Annotated in this window: 7 protein-coding genes; 1 reads left to right on the forward strand and 6 read right to left on the reverse strand. The window is 40.4% G+C overall.

Translation table 11 applies throughout. The features are described from left to right. The first annotated feature begins 115 nt into the window (after positions 1-115). Entirely contained in the window at positions 116-1,294 is a 1,179-nt protein-coding gene (locus IV84_RS00645; RefSeq protein WP_056985968.1) for an SAM-dependent methyltransferase, read from the forward strand. A 427-nt stretch (positions 1,295-1,721) separates the two neighbouring features. Here IV84_RS00645 and IV84_RS00650 read toward each other — a convergent pair whose 3' ends face one another. The 6 genes from IV84_RS00650 to IV84_RS00675 all read right to left on the reverse strand — a co-directional run bounded on the left by IV84_RS00650 (position 1,722) and on the right by IV84_RS00675 (position 19,433). After that, entirely contained in the window at positions 1,722-12,536 is a 10,815-nt protein-coding gene (locus IV84_RS00650; RefSeq protein ID WP_056985969.1) for an MBG domain-containing protein, read from the reverse strand. 454 nt (positions 12,537-12,990) lie between these two features. Next, positions 12,991-15,777 carry a cation-translocating P-type ATPase gene (locus IV84_RS00655; RefSeq protein WP_046870932.1) on the reverse strand — a complete coding sequence of 929 codons (2,787 nt, stop codon included), beginning with the start codon at positions 15,775-15,777 and terminating at the stop codon, positions 12,991-12,993. Positions 15,778-15,962: 185 nt separating this feature from the next. Further along, positions 15,963-16,295 (reverse strand): AzlD domain-containing protein, encoded by a 333-nt coding sequence (locus IV84_RS00660; RefSeq protein WP_046870941.1) that lies wholly within the window; start codon positions 16,293-16,295, stop codon positions 15,963-15,965. Positions 16,296-16,716: 421 nt separating this feature from the next. Further along, the gene (locus tag IV84_RS00665) at positions 16,717-17,508 is read right to left on the reverse strand and encodes an AzlC family ABC transporter permease (protein ID WP_046870931.1); all 792 of its coding nucleotides are present in this window, start codon (positions 17,506-17,508) and stop codon (positions 16,717-16,719) included. Positions 17,509-17,640: 132 nt separating this feature from the next. Next, the gene (locus tag IV84_RS00670) at positions 17,641-18,141 is read right to left on the reverse strand and encodes a GNAT family N-acetyltransferase (RefSeq protein ID WP_046870930.1); all 501 of its coding nucleotides are present in this window, start codon (positions 18,139-18,141) and stop codon (positions 17,641-17,643) included. A gap of 14 nt (positions 18,142-18,155) precedes the next feature. Further along, positions 18,156-19,433: a D-alanyl-D-alanine carboxypeptidase family protein gene (locus IV84_RS00675; RefSeq protein ID WP_056985970.1), complete on the reverse strand. Its 1,278-nt coding sequence runs from the start codon at positions 19,431-19,433 to the stop codon at positions 18,156-18,158. Positions 19,434-19,524: the final 91 nt, after the last annotated feature.

Below are 19,524 nucleotides of genomic sequence, written 5' to 3' on the forward strand. Positions count from 1 at the left end.
AGGCACCTAGGAAAACTTGACACATACAAAAAAACTTAAGATTCGAAAAACTAAATAAGGGAGCGTATAATAGGCTTGTTTAATATTGCCATTTAATAAGAAAGGACCCGAATTGATGTTAGAAAAGAAATTTTACAAGACGTTTTTTAAGCACTCTTTCAATATTCCAATTAAAGTTACTTATTGGGATGGTAGTTCTGAAGTATACGGAGATGGTACTCCAGAAGTCTCAATCACCCTTAAAGAAGAGGTGCCAATCAAGCAGGTTATCAATAATGCCTCCATTGCGCTTGGTGAGGCCTACATGGATGGCAGAATCGAAATTGATGGCAGTATCCAGGCTTTACTAACTTCGGCCTACGAAACGGCTGGGAGCTTTTTCCATGACAAGAAGTTTATTCATTTTCTTCCCAAACAAAAACATGATGAAAAAGAAAGCAAAGAAGATGTTCAGAATCATTATGACATCGGAAATGACTTTTACAGTTTATGGTTAGACCCAACCATGACTTATTCTTGTGCTTATTTTGAGAAAGATACCGATGATCTTGAAACTGCTCAAATCAACAAAGTTCACCATATTCTAAACAAGTTGCACCCACAACCACGCCGGACCCTTTTAGACATTGGCTGTGGCTGGGGAACTTTAATGCTAACAGCTGCTAAAGAATATGATTTACGCGTTGTTGGTGTGACTCTTTCTCAGGAACAATTCAACTTAGTGAATAAAAAAATTAAGGATGAAGGCTTAGAAAATGTGGCTGAAGTCCGTTTACAAGATTATCGCGAAATCAAAGACGAACAATTCGACTACATAACCAGCGTTGGGATGTTTGAACATGTCGGTAAGGAAAATCTCCAAACCTACTTCAAGTGTGTTGCTGATTACCTAAAAACTGATGGTGTTGCTTTGATTCACGGAATCACTCGTCAACAGGGCGGTGCTAACAACGGTTGGTTAAACAAATGGATCTTCCCAGGTGGCTATGTGCCCGGCTTGGAAGAAAACATTCATCACATTATCGAAAACGGATTACAGATTGATGATTTGGAACCTCTACGCCGTCATTATCAAAAAACGACAGAAATTTGGGATAAGAACTTCAATGAACATCGCGAAGAAGTCAAAGAAATGTTTGACGAACGCTTTGTGCGCATGTGGGATCTCTATCTACAAGCGTGTTCAGCATCATTCGAATCTAGAAATATCGATGTCATCCAGTACTTATTAACAAAGGGTACTGGCGCAAGCAACAATGTGTTGCCAATGACTAGAGAATACATGTACAAATAGTGAGTGAATGAAGACGATTAGTCTTAAAAATAGAAGCGTGCCGGTAGCGAGATCGCATCTCGCGGTTAGGTATGCTTCTATTTTTAAGGCTGTCTTTCAGATAGTGAGTGAAACAAAGCGATTAAGGCTCAAGATATAAGAGTCTTGGAGGTAGGAGCGCAATCCCGCGGGAAGAATTCTTATATCTTGGGTCTTGCTTTGTTGAACTGTCCTCAAACAGTGAGTGAAACAAAGTAAGTTCCATACTTTTCCTGTTAATAGATTAGCAATTGTTAATTTATCAACAGGATTTTTTTAAATATTTACTACTATATATAACTTGATTCCAAAAAAGCAGACTTAGAAGTCGTTTCACTTCTAAGTCTGCTTAATTTAACAACAAGTTTTAAAAATCAGTTATAAAATCTCATTCAAATTTTCGAACTTGTTATTTCTCATCATCACGTTTCCGACGTTTTAATCCAAACAATGCAAGAAAACCGCTTAAGAGCATCATGCCAATCACTGAAAGAATATTTTCATGTTGTTCATCAGTTTGTGGCAATATTCCTGCTTTAACAACAGAAATATTTTTATTATCTTTCTGGTTTGAATTCTCCAAAGTTTCCAATTTAGCCTGTGAGCCTGCGGAATTCTTAACTCCTTCAGTAGTTGCACTTGAATTACCGGTTCCAGAATCAGAACCTGTACCAGGTGTGGTAGGTGTTGCCCCACCATTGCCTGGCTTATTATTGTTACCACCAGGGTTCGAAGGATTACCTGGATTAGTTCCATTACCGTCAGAAATCTTCTTATATTGAACAACAACTAAACTATCTTCTGGTTTATCCATTGTCGCCGTTGGAATTGATTCTGCCACATCACCACTGTTTGTATAACCAGCTAATGTTGGTGTTGTCACAGCATCAAAGACTCCCTGTGGTGTATAGGAAACTTCTCCGGTAGTCTTATTAGTCACAACCTTGTAAATTACCTTTTCGATAACATCACGTGGCGTCTGATTACCAGCACCCTCGTAATGAATGGTCCGAGTAACAGTAATTTCACTATATACAAGCTCATTGGTTGGTTTATAGGTAACCGTAACGGTTGAATCTGTTGGCTTAACTGTCGTAGTTTCAGGCGTATATCCAGCGACATCACCGCCATTTGTAAATCCAGCGATTTCTGGTGTATCTACTGTACTATACCCAGCCTCGGGTGTATAAACTGACTGACCAGTCGCATTGCTGGTTGCCACATCATAGGTAATCGACTGAACTTTATCCGCCGGGTTTCTTAATCCTGCCCCGGTGTAATGCACTGTCTGTGACACGATAATTTCACTGTGGGTAATAACGTCATTAATCGTGTACATTCCACTGATAAAATCTTTGTCAGTCAAATCATAATTTGGATTAGCCACGGCCACTTTAGCTTTGCCACTAGCGTTCAAACTAACCTCGTAGTCACCAACGTTTGTTGGAACACCTTCAACCACTTCACCAGTCGCCTTATCCACAAAGGTGAAATCTGCATTGGTTAAGTTACCCGGATCCTTGAGAGTAGATCCAATGGTGATGCTGAAATCTGGTGTGGGGTCACCATAATTTGATGACACATCATTGACTTTAACTTGCGTTGTGGTTTCGCCAGGCCCAGTCGTTGCTTTGACAATCGTCATCGATCCATCTACTACTGTAATGTCATAATTGCTGTTGACCGCATTTTGATCGGCAGCAACCGTTACATCATACTGACCAACATTAGTGTGATTATTGTTGCCAGTTGTATAGGTGATGGCTTCTCCATTGACAGCCCCGTCGACAATAACACTTAAGCTATGTGCTTTACCATCATACGTAATGTCGTCATTACTCGTGACTGTCAAACTTGCTTTAGCTTTATTGATTGAGACTTTGTTAACGAGTGCAGTTAAGTCACCTAAATCATAGTTACTATTTGCAACTTTAACCTTATCAATTCCACTTTCTGTTAACCTAACTTGATAATCACCTGCGTTAACTGGATCCTTAACCACATTACCATTGACGCCAAGATATTCGTAGTCGCCAGTTTCTAATGTAACATCAATCTCTGGTCCTTGAACCACTGGATTTTCATCAAATGTCTTGCCATCGTAAGTCTTGTTGATATTTTCACCTTGGGCATTACCAATGCTGATCTCGCCCTCAGGTGTCGTTGCCTTGACAATCGTCATTGAACCTTTAACGACCGTAATGTCATAGTTTTCGTTAACCGCAGTATCATCGGCAATTACGATCACATCATACTGACCAACATTAGTATTGCTGTTGTGATCAGTTGTATAAGTGATAGTTTCACCGTTAACTGCACCTTTAGAAACGACCTCTAAGCTATGTGCCTTACCATCGTACGTGACGTCATCATTACTTGTAACTGTTAAGGTTGCCTTGGCTCTACTAATTGTAGCTTTGTTGACAATCTTACTTAAATCGCCCAAGTCATAATCGCTGTTGGCATCAGTAACTGCTTTGATTCCGGATTCAGTTAACTTAATCGTGTAATTCCCTGCATTTTTAGGGCTTGTAACAACGTTACCGTCAGCGTCAAGATACTCATAGCCACCACTTGCTAAAGTTACATCTTTCTCTGGCCCTTGAACTACAGGGCTATCACTAAACGTCTTACCGTCATAAGTTTTACTGAAGCCTTCGCCATCTGCATCACCGATAGTGATTTCTCCTGGTGTTGTTGGTGCTTTAACAATTGTCATTAAACCCTTGCCGTCAATAATCTCATAGTTACTATTAACTGCATTATTGTCTGCGGTTGCCGTCACATCATATTGACCAGCTGTCGTCTGGCTATTATTTTCTGTCGTGTAGGTGATCGTCTCACCATTGACGACGCCAGTTACCTCAATATCTAAGCTGTGTGCATCGCCGTCGTACATAATATTGTCATTACTTACAATATTAATTTTAGCTGGCGCTTTGCGGATCGTGGCATCATTCGTCAAACTACTTAAGTTACCTAAATCATAATCACTATTTGCAGCCGTCACAGCTTTGATCCCAGACTCAGTCAGTTTAATTGTGTAATCATCGGCATTAACCGGCTTTGTAATGACATTACCTTTGGCATCCAAATATTCGTAGTCGCCACTTGCTAAAGTTACATCCTTTTCTGGTCCTTGAACCACAGGCCTTTCACCAAATGACTTACCATCATACGTCTTATTTAAATCATTACCATTCGCATTACCAATCGTAATTTCACCAGGCGTCGTTGGTGCTTTAACAATCGTCATTGAACCCGAACCATTGGCAATCTCATAGTTATTGTTAACTGCATTTTCATCTGCCGTTGCCGTCACATCGTATTGACCAACTATTGTCTGACTATTATTGACTGATTTATAAGTGATAGTTTCATCATTTACCGCACCAGCCACCTCAATAGCTAAACTATGTGCATCACCATCATAGGTAATGTCATCATTACTTGTAATGTTGACACTTGATTTTGCTTTATTAATTGTGGCCTTGTTGACCACGGCAGTTAGATCGCCTAATTCATAATTACTATTCGCAGTAGTGACCGCTTCAATCCCAGACTCAGTCAATTTAATCTTGTAATTGCCGACGTCTTTAAGATCTGTAACGACGTTATCGTCAGCGTCAAGATACTCATAGTCCCCACTTGCTAAAGTTACATCTTTCTCTGGCCCTTGAACTACAGTGCTATCACTAAACGTCTTTCCATCATACGTCTTATTTAAATCATTACCATTCGCATTACCAATCGTAATTTCACCAGATGTTGTTGGTGCTTTAACAATCGTCATTGAGCCGGTACCATTGGTAATCTCGTAGTTACTGTTAATTAAATTATCATCTGCATTGGCCAACACATCATATTGACCAACAGTTGTATGGTTATTGTTGACTGGTGTATAGGTAATCGTTTCACCATTGACTGCACCAGTCACTTCAATATCCAAGCTGTGTGTTGTACCATCATATGTGATGGCATCATCACTGGTGATATTGATGCTAGCCTTCGCTTTTTGAATTGTGGCCTTGTTAGCTAACACAGTTAAGTTGCCTAAGTCGTAATCACTGTTGGCATCTATGACCGCTTGGATCCCAAGATCGGTTAACTTAATTGTGTAATCGCCGGCATTTACCGGATCAAGCACTTTATTACCATCTTTATCGTAATATGCATACTCTTCGGTTGTTAGGGTAACATCTTTCTCTGGCCCTTGCACTACAGGGTTCCCACTAAACGTCTTACCATCATAAGTTTTATTGAGATCCTCACCATTTGCATCACCAACAGTGATCTCACCAGGCGTCGTTGGTGCTTTAACAATCGTCATCGAGCCAGGTTCAGAGGTGATCTCGTAGTTGCTGTTGACTGGATTGTCGTCATCAGCAGTGGCCGTCACATCATATTGTCCAACTGTCGTATGGTTATTGTTGGCTGGTGTATAGGTGATCGTCTCACCATCGACTGCACCAGTTACTTCAATATCCAAACTATGCGCATCGCCATCATACACAATGTTGTCATCACTAACGATATTAATATTCGCCGGTGCTCTATTAATCGTGGCATTATTCGTCAAACTACTTAAATCGCCCAAATCATAATTACTATTTGCGGCAGTGACCGCGTCAATTCCGGCTTTAGTTAATTTAATTGTGTAATGATCTGCGTTGACCGGATTATTAACTTTGTTACCATCTTTATCGTAATAGGCGTATTCACCAGGCGTTAAGGAAACATTATTTTCTGGTCCTTGTACTACTAACTCTGGATTTCCACTAAACGTCTTACCGTCATACGTTTTACTTAATTCAGCACCGTTTGCATCCCCAATGATAATCTCACCTGGCATCGTCGGAGCCTTTAAAATTGTCATTGATCCAGTTCCTGCTGTAATCTCGTAGTTGCTGTTAACCGCGTTTTTATCAGCCGTCGACGTAACATCATATTGGCCGACCGTCGTTTGACTATTGTTTTCAGCCGTATAGATGATCGTCTCACCATTGGCTGCCCCAACTACCTCAATTTTCAAACTGTGTGCCGTACCATCGTACGTAATGTCGTCATTGCTTGCGACGTTGATGCTTGCTTTCGCTTTATTAATCGTGGCCTCATTCGTCAAACTACTTAAATCACCTAAATCATAGTTACTATTTACGGCAGTAACGGCTTTAATTCCGGCATTGGTTAACTTAATTGTGTAATTGCCTGCGTTTTTAGGATCTTTAACAACAACACCGTTAGCATCCAGATACTCATAGTCACCGATTTCCAAAGTGACATCTTTTTCTGGTCCTTGCACTACTGGACTGCCATCAAATGTTTTTCCGTCGTACGTCTTATTGAGGTTTTCGCCATTTACATCCCCGATAGTAATTTCACCAGGAGCTATTGGTGCTTTAACAATCACCATTGAGCCAGTTCCTGCGGTAATTTCATAGTTACTGTTAACCGCGTTATCATCAGCAGTTGCCGCGACATCATATTGGCCGACCGTTGTCTGAATGTTGTTGGTAACTAGATAAGTGATCGTTTCACCGTTTACCGCGCCAGTCACGGCAACATCCAAACTATGCGCAGCACCATCATACGTAATCTTGTCATTACTTGTGATGTTGATACTTGCCTTCGCTTTATTAATCGTGGCATTATTCGTCAAAATGCTTAAGTCACCTAATTCATATCCACTATTTTCATCTGTAACGGCCTTGATTCCGGCTTCCGTAAATTTGATCATATAATTACCTGCATTTACAGGATCCGTAATTTCGTTGCCACCTTCATCGTAAAACGCGTACTCCCCATTTGTTAAGGTGACATCTTTTTCTGGTCCTTGCACGACTATTGCTGAATTCTCGGTGAATGTCTTCCCATCGTAAGTCTTACTCAAGTCATAACCATTCGCATCACCAATACTAATCTGGCCTTCCGGTATTGTTGCTTTCACAATCGTCATTGAGCCATTAGTGACCATAATATTGTAATTGTCATTGATGGCATCATCGTCAGCGGTTGCTGCAACATCATATTGACCAACAGCTGTATGACTATTGTTGGTAACTGTATACGCGATTGTTTCACCGTTTACTGCACCAGTCACGGCAACATCCAAACTGTGTGCCGCACCATCATACGTAATCTTGTCATTACTTACGATATTAATATTTGCATTCGCCTTTTTAATGGTAGCGTTATTTGTTAAACTGCTTAATTCACCTAAATCAAAATTACGATTTGCATCAGTAACCACTTTGATCCCAGATTCAGTTAATTTAATCGTGTAATCACCAGCATTAACCGGATCGGTAATAACATTACCGTTAGCGTCCAAATACTCGTAATCGCCACTTGATAAGGTAACATCTTTCTCTGGTCCTTGAACCACAGGGCTTTCATCAAACGTTTTGCCATTGTAAGTTTTCTCAAGATCATTTCCGTTTGCGTCACCGATGATGATTTCACCAGGTGTTATTGGTGCCTTGACAATCTTCATCGAACCAGACCCAGGAGTGATTTCATAGTTACTATTTATTGCATTTGCATCCGCATTTGCCGATACATCATATTGACCGACTGCCGTGTGACTATTATTAGTAACTGTATAGGTGATTGTCTCGCCATTGACAGCCCCAATTGCCTCAGTATCTAAACTATGCGCAGCACCATCATAAGTGATGTTGTCATTACTTGTGATATTAATCTTTGCTTGTGCTTTTTGAATTGTGGCATTATTCGTCAAATTACTTAGATTACCCAAGTCATAATCACTATTCGCATCAGTAACCGCGTTGATTCCATATTGGGTCAGTTTGATCGTATAACTTCCAGCGTTAACGGGATCTGTAACAATCTTCCCGTTAGCGTCCAAATACTCATAATCATCGTTTGTTAGGGTAACATCAGTCTCTGGTCCTTGAACTATAGGGCTGCCACTAAATGTTTGGCCATTATAAGTCTTTTTGAGATCTTCAGCATTTGCATCCCCAATAGTAATTTCACCAGGAGTTACTGGCGCTTTGACGATTGTCATTGAGCCATTTTTTACGGCAATCTCATAGTTGCTATTAACAACATTAGCATCAGCAATTGCCGTAACCGTGTACTGGCCGACCGTCGTATGACTATTGTTGACAGATGCGTAAGTGATTTTTTCGCCATTCACTGCCCCAGTTACTTCAATATTCAAACTATGTGCATTACCATCATACGTGATCTTGTCATTGCTAATAATACTAATAGTCGCTTTTGCTTTATTAATTGTTACCGAACCAGTCATTACATCACTTGCTGCCGCCAATTGATAATTGCCGTTAGTCGCCTTGCTAAGGGCCTCATTAGCCGCCTTCAAACCTGCAGTATTTAAATTAAATTCATACGAATTGACATTAGTTCCGTTAGTTACAAAATCAACGTCTTCATTTGATAACGGAACTTTAAGCGTTGTTGCTGAACCATCATTAACAGCAATCACTACATACAAATCAGTTGTACCGCTTGCTTTTGTAGTCCCGTCATAATCAAAATTAGTTTTGCTTAATTCGGCAGCTACTTTAGCAGAAACAATAATAAATGGTGCCGTGGCCGAATCAAATGAAACCGTATAGTTAGATCCAGTTACCGATGTAATCGCATTTTGAATAGCCATCTTACCGGTGTTACTTAATGTGACTTCATAAGTGCCGCTGTTAGTTCCACCACTGACTAGCTGAATATCACTATCTTTCAATGCATACGTAACGCCACTTAGCAACGTAATTTTATAGTTACCGGCGGATGGTGACTGCTGCACACCAGTATATTGCTCAGTTTCAGTGCCACTTAAAGTCACTGTGGTAGACACTGGTGTGATGATGAACGTACCAGTCGTCTTGCCCAATGTCACTGCAGTATAGTTACCACCAGTTGCGGATGTAAGGGCCGTCGTAATATTTGTTAAACCAGTCTTCGTTAACTGAACCGTATATGACCCGACATTTTTACCGTCACTACCACTAGTTAATGCAATATCTCCAGCCTTCAACGTATATGTTGTCCCGTTTGACAAAGTAACGTTGTAGTAACCAGCAGTTGGGCTCTGTATCACGCCAGTAAAAGGTACGGTTTGACTACCCGTTAAGTTAACTGTAGCAGTAGCTGCCGTAATGATATAAGTACCGTTAGCAGGTGTAACGGTATAGTTTTGCGCGGTACCACCTTCAACTTGGGATGCTGCTAATTTGGTTTTTCCAGCTGCACTAAATTGAACCGTATAAGCCCCAACAGTTGTAGGAATTGTTACAACTGTTTGCCCGTCAGCCGCTAGATACTCAAAATCGCTAGAAGCCCATGAAATCGTTGGCGGAATCATACTACCAGAGATAACTGTATAGACTACCGTTGCCGTTGTGCCTGTTGCTGCACCATCATAAACTTTTGTAGCTGAACTAATCGTTGCTGTAATTGGCGCTTTTGTAATTACAAAAGTTGTGCCACTTGCTACTTCAAAAGTCGCCGGATTATAATTTGTCCCAGTCGCTGCTGTAATTGCTGCCTGCGCGGCCGTTTTTCCAGTTTCACTCAAAACAACACTATAGGTGCCTGTATTAATACCACCACTAACTAACTGAATATCACTATCTCTTAACGAATATGAGACACCGGTTGGTAAGGTAATTTTATAGTTGCTGGCTTTCGGCGTTTGCTGCGCACCAGTATATTGCTCAGTTTCAGCACCACTCAATGTTACCTTGGTATCCGCTGCTGTAATAACAAATGAACCAGTTGCTGTATTAAAACTAATTGCATAGCTATTGCCAATTGCTGCTGTAATATTGCTGACGCCAACTGTACTTAGTTCGAGAGCGTACGTGCCGACATCCTTACCGCCACTTACCAACTGGATATCACTATCTTTTAACGGATATGAGACACCGGTTGGTAAGGTAATTTTATAGTTGCTGGCTTTCGGTGTTTGCTGCATACCAGTATACTGCTCAGTTTCGGTACCGCTGAGGGTTACTGTAGCATTGACTTTGTAGTAGAGTGTTATTGCTGTAATTGCCTTGCCATTTGCATCCGTTACATACATATTTCCATTAGCATCTAATGCAGTGAAATTAATCACTGTTGCAGCAGCATTTTTGGCATCGGTTGCACTAAACGTATACCCAGTAATTGTCGGAACCATCGGATTAGTAGTTGTCGTGCCGTTAATCTTTGTGTCTCCATATGAGCCCGTCAAAGTTGCATCTTTTGAAATCATATTGCCAGCATAATCTTGATAGTGTACCGTAACTGGCGCCGTTTGCTTGTTGTAGATCAAGCTCACATTGGAGCTGCCGACTACAAAATCTGAAGATACTGTATTTTGTAAGACATATCCAGGAACCTTCGGCGCTACTACAGATAACGCAGCAGTTGCCGTCCCAGCAGTAATTGCTGCATTGGCACTCGCTTGATCCGCGAACACTCGAATGGTATCCCCGATATTACCAATAATTGTATGAGTAATAGTTCCAGGTAGTGTTGTACCTGCGCTATCTATTTCTTTATAAGTTACTGTTGAGGTTGCCTTAGTATAGCTATAATTATTAATCTGAACGCCAAAAGCATTAAAGTCATCCCCGGTGGACGCTGCGATCGACAATGACATCCCGACTTTTTGAGCAGCCGTCAATGTACGCGTCCACACTGTCGCACTAGTTGCGCCGGTGGGTTTATAAATTTGATTCTGATTATCGTTATCTGGAATGGTGATTGTCAATACTCCAGTGGTAGCATTGTATGAGATGGAAAATGCATGTGCTTTACCATCTATCATGTTATTATTCATAGCCACTACTTGAGACGTCTTATCAATTGCACTAACGTTTCCATATCCAGTAAGAAGATTTCCTTGTCCTTGTCTTGTGTTAGGGTTCAACTTTCCAGTACTATCCGTTGTTCGCCATGAAATAGTAGCAGCTGTCAAAAAGGGGTTCCCTAATATAGCATCTGCGTTATCGAAATCGCCATACGCGCCACTATTATAATGTTCGTCAAGTGCCAATCCAAATGAATTAGCTAGACCTCCTAAGCCTAAGTTACCACCAGTGCTGGCAGTTCCAAGTGAGGAAGGGTTACCTGGACTAAAGACAAAGGTCAGGCCATCAGCTGCTTTGCTGACATTGTCCCCAAGATAGATAGTCCCTGACATACTAAAATCAGAACTAAAATTAAGTTGATTATCTAATACCAAATAGCCAGATTGATTCTGTGTTTTCGTAGTTAAGCTTGAATAACCATTTCCGCTTGGTAAAGTAGCTGTTCCAGCTGCCGTAAAATCTTGAGCAACTGTACTGGAAGTCCCAGTATATTTATCACCAGCCTTATTAATATTTGCCACATCATTTAAATTAGGAACAACGACATTTGCATCTTTAGCCTCAATTACCACCTGCGTATTTAAGTTGGCTTTATCAACCAGTGCTTTAACAGCCGTTTCGTCTGCACCAACGGCAAGCGCGATCACCACGGTACCATCAGTTTGGGTCGTAACAACTGAACCCGCCGGCAATTTGGTTTGTAACGTTGTCAATGCACTGGAGATAGGTGCTGCTGCCTTGCTTATTTTGGCAACGCTAGAACTTGTAGATACAGCAGATACACTTGTGGAATTGTTTGCAACAGATGCTTCCGTATATACTTCACTGTTTAAATCACCAGACACAGCATTTTTAGAATTAACTGCTGAAGGCCCAGCACTAGCCACCGAATTTAAAGTTTTCCCAGAGCTGGCCTGAGCTGTTACTGAAGATCCACTTAAACTGCTAGCTGAAGAAATAGTTTCATTAGTTGTAGAACTTGCCACTGCACTGGTCAGTTGACTAGAGTCAGTTGAACTTTCTTTGGTAATTGCTGATGTGCTGGCAACCGTACTTGTTGCACCGCCTGAACTACTTTTTTGACTGCCACTATCAGTTGCTGTGCTCGCACTAGCAGCTACTACATCCGTGACTTCGGTACTTGAACCAGATGAGGAATTCACTGCACTGCTAGCTGATATCACTTCACTTGAAGAATTCAAATCAGTATCTGCATTCGCAGTTGGCAGTCCAAAGGAAATTCCTGCTCCAAAAAACAGAATGGTAATTCCGGCAAATAACCAATTTCTTCCAACTTTATACATTTTATAATGTTCCGTCCGTTGAGCAGAATCCCGCAATAATTTCATCTTTTTCTTATACTTCTTATTTCCATTTAACATAACAGCCCCTCCGTTTCCCATAAAAACCGCAAAAGTTATCTTGTAAGCGCTTTATTATAACATGATTTATCACAATACGTATATAAAGTATGTTCATTTTTTAGAAGTGAATTTATCATTTATACCAATTAAAACAAAAAAGTGCCTTATGTCAAGCTTTCAAACTTTTGAAGGCCAAAAATATTTTTTTGCCGATGCACTAAGAAAATGATAAATTCATTAAAATGATTGTTTTTATGTCTTTGATCATCTCATATATAAAAATCTGCAGATAGTACTGGCAAAACCGGGTAGCTGGGACAAGACTCTGTTTTTTTAAATCCGAAAAATATCATTTCTTTCTACAATCGCCAATTACACCACAAAAAACAGAATTAGCCGTCGTTTAACTACTAATCCTGTCCCAAGTTGTTCTTATTTAAATTAAATTGTTTACTTACTAGCTTCCCGTATATCACCAAATCTTAATCCCAAATATTTCCTTCAATCCTGACAATACAAACGTCGGAATGGCAGGTAAGAAAATAACGGCAAGATACAATTCCCAAGTAAGGGGACTCGTTCCCATCAACATATTAAAGAATGGCAACATCGTAATTGAAAGCGATGAAATTCCCGCAAATAAAACTGCGGCAATTAAATACATGTTACTAAATGGATTCCGTCTAAATAACGTGTGCGCACTTCGCGCATCAAACGCATGCCATAACTGCCCAAATACTAACGTAAGGAAAGCAATTGTTTGAGCCTCGTTCGTTTGCAAACCAGCACTAGCAGCCCAGTAAAAAGCCACAAACACGGCAAGTCCCATCACAAAACCACGAATTAAAACGCGTGACAAAAGATGATTAGCTAGTAAAGATTGGTTCACATCGCGAGGTTTCTCCGCCATGATATCATGTTCCGGTTCATCATACCCCATTGCAAACGAAGGCAAGGAATCGCTGATCATATTAACCCACAGAACCATGATTGTAGTTAAAGTTGGCGTTAGTTCGGAAACATGGCCAATCGGTTGTGTAATTAAAAAGGTTCCCAGCAAAATGGATAGCACTTCTGCGACGTTGGTGGTCAGTTCTTGACGCATAAAATTTTTGATGTTTGCAAAAATTGTCCGTCCAGCCGAAACTGACTTTTCAATCGTTGTAAATTTATCATCCATCAAAATAAGATCGGCTGAATCCTTTGTTACCTCAGTCCCATTAATGCCCATGGCAATACCAATGTCAGCAGCGCGCAAAGCAGGTGCATCATTCACACCATCCCCTGTCATGGCAACAATTTCGTTATGCTTTTGCAGTGCTTTAATAATGCGCTGTTTATGTTCTGGTGACACCCGCGCGTAAACTCGAATATCGGGTACCAATTCAAACAGCTCATCATCAGACATTTTTTCGATTTCATAACCTTCAACCACGCGGCCTTCTTTATCTTTTACAAGTCCAAGTCGATAAGCAATGGCACGGGCCGTGGCCGCATGATCACCCGTAATCATAACTACTTCAACTGATGCTTTATGCAAAACAGCGATCGATTTTTTCACTTCTGGTCTTGGTGGATCAATAATCCCCACAATCCCCAATACAGTAAGCTTTTTCTCTAAATCTGTTTGCGTGCCGTTAAGCGCCTCATCCTTAGTTAAATCTCTTTTGGCAACTGCAATAGTTCGCAGTGCATCATTGGCATAATCCGAAACTTGTTTTTCCAGTGTTTCTTTTGCTTCACTAATTGAAACCAACTTATTATTAAACATAGCGTCCTTAGTATGTTGCATGATAACATCCGGAGCGCCTTTAGTAAGAATTTGATATTCATCACCAATTTTGATAATGGTACTCATCATTTTACGCGTACTCTCAAACGGAAATACGCGAAGAATATCACAATCTTTTTCACCAGTCTCACTCAACAGTTTATCTCGTGATATTTTTGCTTTACGACCTAACACAATCAAAGCCACATCAGTCGGATTACCCAACGGTTCGTAATTGTCTGCATCATTACGCTGAATCTGAGCCTCATTATTCAAAACAGCGCTTTGTAAGAATGGCGTAAAATCAGATTCTTGTACATTTTTACCATCTTTAACTGAATGAATTTCCCCAACTGGATCATACCCATTGCCATCGACCGCAAAGTTAACCCCATTGGAAAAGAAACGAGTAACTGTCATCTCATTTTTAGTCAACGTTCCCGTTTTATCAGATGCAATAAAAGTCGTCGCTCCAAGGGTCTCCACACTACTCAGTGACTTAATTAGTCCATTATTGCGGGCTAACGAACGTGCCCCAATCGTTAAAACAATTGAAAGCACTACTGGCATTGAATCAGGAATCGCAGCGACTGCCAACGCAATGGCACCAGAAATACTATTCATTAATCCAGTGACCGAAATTGTATTTGTATTAAGATACTCTTTAACCAAATCAAACGTGATTGCCACAACGACCACCCCTGCGGCTGCCACCATCAATCGTTTTGTTAATTGACTCACTGTTCGTTCAATTGGTGTTTTTTCTTGTTTAGTTTGCTGTAATAAGTCAGCAATTTTACCTAATTCAGTCTGCATCCCAGTGGCAGTCACCACTCCGATACCACTTCCATTAACTACTGTTGACCCAGAAAATCCCATGTTGGTTCGATCGCCCAGCTCGGTGTCCTCAGGTAAGGAATCACGTGTTTTCTCAACAGCCTCGGCTTCACCAGTTAAATGAGATTCATTCACTTGGAGTTCATTTACCGAAAGCCAGCGTAAATCAGCTTCGATGAAATCGCCCATTTTAACATCCACAATATCACCGGGAACTAGTTGATCAGCATCGATTTTTTGCCATGTTTCATCACGTAAAACATTTGATTGATGACGTGAGTCCGAACTCAAGGCATCTAGCGATTTTTTAGCCGTCGATTTTTGCCAGTAAGTCAGGCTGGAATTAACCAAAATTACAATTAAAATAACGAGCCCTTCGTAGATCGCCGACATGCCATGATCGAAATCATTTCTGACAAGAAAATCATAACTTGCACTAATTAATGTTAAAGCAATTGCAATCCATAAAATAATAATAATCGGTTCTGTCAAAGACTTTAAAAAAACTTTCCAGCCCGGTTCTTGTTGCTCATGTTGCATTTCATTTAGCCCATATTTTTTGAGCCTAGCATTAGCCACCTCAGTTGTTAAACCATCGTGGCGCGAAGTTTCTAGTTGTTCAAGTATGTCATGACGATGCTGTGAATACATTGCGGAGTCCTCCTTAAGAATGGCTACGTACAATCATAAATAAAAAATTATCATATTTAGAATTATCACAGAGAAGAGAACTAACCGTCAACTTAAACGCTGGCCCACAAATTTAAAAAGAACCAGATTGACATCCTTAATGGATGTCAATCTGGTTCTGCACATTTTAAAGTTCTTATTTACATTTACATAACCATCGATAGCAAAATGACCGACACAAGTCCAAACACCACAGAGAGTGCCATCGACCGTGTCCAGTAGGAAATAACAATGACAATTAATGAGGCTAAAATCAAATCAAGTTTTCCAGAAATCACAAACTTATAGGAATTTGAAATAAAGAGATCTTTGACCACAATTGCAGTAAACAAAGAGACCGGAACATATTTCATCCAGTTATTAAACCAATCTGGGATTTTCCGATTTGAAAAGAAAAGAATCGGTATGTATCGCGGACCAAGTGCGACAAAGAAACCTAAAATAACAATTAACAAATGGTCAGTTGTACTATAATTCATATCACAATCTCCTGAAGTAGTGCCAGTTCTTGCGGCCCGAACTGTGGCCACAAGAATGGTCATCGTCCGAAACATGCAAGATTCTTAGCGCCCTTGGCTAAGAATTTTCCTTTACTGTGAAGTAGTGCCAGTTCTTGCGGCCCGAACTGTGGGCCACAAGAATGGTCATCGTCCGAAACATGCAAGATTCTTAGCGCTCTTGGCTAAGAATTTTCCTTTACTGTGAAGTCATAAATCTATCCGAAACGTGTTTAAAAGAGCACTAACCTCCGTGTCGATGTCGATTGCACTAAGCCAAAAATCGGCAAGTACAAGTCGCAGCTTTCTCCGCTTAGCTACGTTTAACAAACGACCCACTAAGAACCGTGGATCATTTGTTAAACTAGGCTATGTTCAAAAGCTAAACGCTCTTTGAAACACTCTAAATATCGATATCTTCCTTATCCACCTCTGGTTGCCCCGATGGATCATGGATCTTATACAACAAATGACTGTTTGGCCAGCGTTTTTTTACATAGCCTTCGATCATGAAACCTAAGAAAGATGCAATCAAAGTTGAGATAACTAAACCTAATGTACTCTTGGTCAGCATCATAAAGACAGCCGACAATACTCCAGCAACTACTGAAATCAATAAAATAAGCCGGGTTTTAAGTTGCATCACAATCATATACAAGAACAATGCTGTTAATGCAAAGTTAACTACCGTTAGGTCAATTGAAACCGCACTTCCAATTAAACTACCAACGACATTTGCAATGGTCCACACTAACAATGACCAGTGCTCAACTTGCAGCGCATCTTTTGGTGTCCAATTACGATCCGTTACAAATTTCAAATAATTTATTGCGTAGTTTTCATCATTCATTGAAATTGCAAAGAAAAATAAAAAGCGATTATTTTGGCCCTTTAAATAGCCTGCCAAACTGGAACCCAACAAAGCATACCGTAACTCAAGGAAAAATAGCATTAACACAATGGTCAGGATCGGTGCGGTTGTGGTTAACATCTGAGCAATCATAAATTGCGCACCACCCGAAAATACGAAAATGGATACTAACCCGGTCAAGATCGTATTAAAACCAGAAGTATGTAAAAGAATGCCACAAGCTAGTCCAATTGGTATGTAACTCAAGCACAGCGGCCAGGCTTCTTTGAGCGTCACCCGCCATTGTGGTCCATTTTCAATCTGTTTCACAATTTGTTCCTCCATTACATCTTCAAAACTGGATCATAATTACTGAAAATACAAGAAAGCACTGCGAAGTAATTCTAACATTTTCAACCAATATTGAATAGTAACATTTTTCTGTTTTTCGCATAAATCATGAATAACCAGCCAAAATTAGTGAATGGCTTTCCCTAAAATCTTCAAGTCCATCAGTTTTCCCGCAAGTAAGGCCACGTTAGGTAATGTTCCCCAAGTTTTATACCCTAACTTTTCAAACAGTCCTAAACTGGGTAAATTGGCGCCAAAAATTAAACACACAATATTTTTGAGGCCTAATTTTGGAGCCGCCTGCTCAGCGTACTGGACCATTTTCGTACCCAATCCTAAATGTCTAAATCTCTGGTCAATATAAATACTGATTTCAGCTGTAATTCGATAAGCCTCGCGAGGATGATAAGGTGACAAGCTTACCCAGCCTGCTCGCTTACCATCCACAAAGGCCAACCAAATTGGATGCTCATCAGGTTTATGGGCATCAAACCATGGCTGCCGTTCAGCAACCGTCACAGGCGTTAACGTGGCAGTCACCGTATGTCCAGCAATCGTTTGATTATATACATTTACAATAAATGGCAGATCTTCTTGCGTAGCAATTTTAAACTCGATTTTTTTCATTGGTTTCCTCTATATTAAAATACACTTACAACTGAGCGCCACATCCGCACAAATATGTTTGCCTTCTCGACAGATTTCTTTGCGAGTACCTGTAACTTAGCATCCTCAGACTGTAAATAAGTGATCCTTTTCCCGTCAACTTTAGCGGTGGCAATTCCTATTTTCTGGTTCTTCGTTACTGGTGCTGTGAGTCCTTTTTTCGATTGTTTGCTTGTAAACCTAATTGATTGTTTTGACTGCTTGTTAGCCACCCAAATCGTTGTTGGCTGACTAATTCCTGCTTTTACCGTTGTCGTCTTTCCTTCTGGCACCTTGAACGATGTGGCCTTCTTTAGCTGAGCACCCTTTTTATAACGGATCGGTTTAAAGTTAGTATAGACTTCTTTCATAATCGTCTGAGTATTGGCAAACCGATCATCAGCTTTGTTACGCCCATTGGCATGCATTACAACCGTGATAATTCGGCTTCCATTTTTATTAACCGTTCCCGTAAAACAGTTGCCAGCCTTGTTCGAGGTTCCAGTTTTCAAACCATCCACATTATAATCTTTCATATAATAATCTTTGCCCGACAGCATTTCATTATGCGTCGTCATATCAATCGCATCATCGGTTCCCTTCGCAAACCAAGCATTGGTTTCCTTAGTTGTCTTTAAAACTTCAGGATAGTCGTTCACCAGTTTAGATGCCACCACGGCGACATCTTTCGCTGACATCTCATTTTCTGCCGATTTAGCGGTATTAGGATAGGCTTCCGTCCCAACCTCGCCTTCTGTTAACCCTGCCGCATTATAAATTTTGGCGTCTGTGATCCCCCATGCTTTCACTTGTGAGCGCATTTCATTAACAAATTTTTCGGAGGATCCCGCTTGGGTAACCCCTAAGGCAATCACCGCCGCATTAGCAGAATAAATTAACGATGCTTTATACAAATCACGAACTGTGTAGGTCCGCTTTGCATTTAAAACAACATTCGTTAACTCCTTGTTCCGACTAATCTTGGCCACATTATCACTGATATGAACTCGCTGATCCCACTTAAGTTTTCCTTCATGAATACTTTTTAAAATAATATAAATTGAAAGCATTTTTGACATCGAAGCAATCGGCAGCACTTTTGAACTATTTTTTGAATATAAAATCTGTCCCGTTTGTGCATCTACAGCGATGCCTGCTTTGGCTGAAATATTGACGTTTGCTGCTTGAGCCTGAACTGGTGCTAGTGCCATTGCGCTTAACATTAAAATCATACTAAAAATAATTGCGAGCTTTTGTTTCCACTTATTAAACATCAAAACGCCGCCTTTCATAACAAGAATATAACAAACTACGTGAGTTGCGCAAAACTTTTTTTAATTTCTGCAAACAAAAAAACGCAAACCA

The sequence above is a fragment of the Pediococcus damnosus genome, from assembly GCF_001437255.1.
GTDB lineage: Bacteria > Bacillota > Bacilli > Lactobacillales > Lactobacillaceae > Pediococcus > Pediococcus damnosus.